This window comes from Flavobacterium fluviatile, from assembly GCF_010645065.1.
GTDB lineage: Bacteria > Bacteroidota > Bacteroidia > Flavobacteriales > Flavobacteriaceae > Flavobacterium > Flavobacterium fluviatile.
Genome location: NZ_JAADZW010000080.1, coordinates 1 through 1,092, shown reverse-complemented (window position 1 = coordinate 1,092; position 1,092 = coordinate 1). Strand labels below are relative to the sequence as shown.

The following is a 1,092-nucleotide window of genomic DNA, read 5'->3' as shown; positions in this document are numbered from 1 at the left end:
CTTTTACCAAAGGATCAACCGCATTGTTAGCCCAGTCACTATCAAACTCCTTACTTAAGTTTCTTGCGATACCTGGAATAATTGTACAACGGCAACCCCAAGCTAAAGGAGTGTACAATCGAAGCCAAATTTTGTCTGTTTTGAGAGCTGTAAACTTGTCAAAAATTCTATGTTCTGGACGTACTGAGCTGTCACCTACAGTTGAAAACTGCAAGTATTCTGCATCCATAGTATGCCACTTACGAGCCATTATTGAACTCTGAGTGACGTGTTTCACTTCAGCTGATAAATATGATTTGTTAAATACTTCGCCAGTATCAGCAACGATTCTTTTAATAGCTTCAAAGCTTCGCTGTTGTCCTTTGAGGTTGAAAACCGCATCTTTAAATAAATTGAATTGCGTTAACGTTTTAGCGTAACTAAATTGTTCAATATTTAAGATGAAAGCATCTTTCAAGGCTTTACGGCTTTCGATGTCGTCAAATGAAACACCAAGACCTTTATTAATTGCCTTTGATAATTGCGCTACAGTTCTATTGTAAACTGCATCGGTGTTCAGGTCTTCCCCCTCGAATAATTGTCTTGCAATTTGGGAGTAAATATCATCCCAATTATTGGCTGCAAGGTCTTCCAGTTCCAGATCATCACAACAGGCGCAATTTGAACTATATAAATTGTTTAATTGCCCGACTATGGTCGGGCTTGGTCGAAAAAATCCGCTAAACCTTTAAAAAGTAAATCCATAAGGTTCTGCTTTCTGGTTTCGGTTAGCTGTGTTTTTTTGGCTTGTTGCTCTGGTGTTTTTTTAGGATTGGTTTCGGTTGGTTCCGGTGCCGGTTCCTGCTTCGCTTGCTCCATTTTCGCTTTTAGCTCATCATAGTTGTCAGGTTTTGGAATACCGTATGTTTCATACCAATAATCGTCACCAATAGGCACCTTTTGACTAACAAAGGTGTCAATCTCCATACGAAGTTTTAATTTTCTTAAATCAAGATCAAGCTCAAATTCAAATTTACCGTCAATGTTATAACCGTATGACTTTAAAATCTGTTTAAACTTTTTACTGTTCAACAGGTTTTCAATAAATATCAA

The 1,092-nt window shown here is 37.6% G+C and carries 1 protein-coding gene and 1 pseudogene; both read right to left on the bottom strand.

Features of this window, described 5'->3' with window-relative positions; translation table 11 throughout:
• Positions 1-457: phage minor head protein (locus GXM17_RS21350; RefSeq protein WP_208796482.1), on the bottom strand; the 457-nt coding region annotated here is incomplete at its 3' end.
• Between the two features lie 233 nt (positions 458-690).
• Positions 691-1,092, bottom strand: a pseudogene (locus tag GXM17_RS21345) (hypothetical protein); the annotation flags it as partial.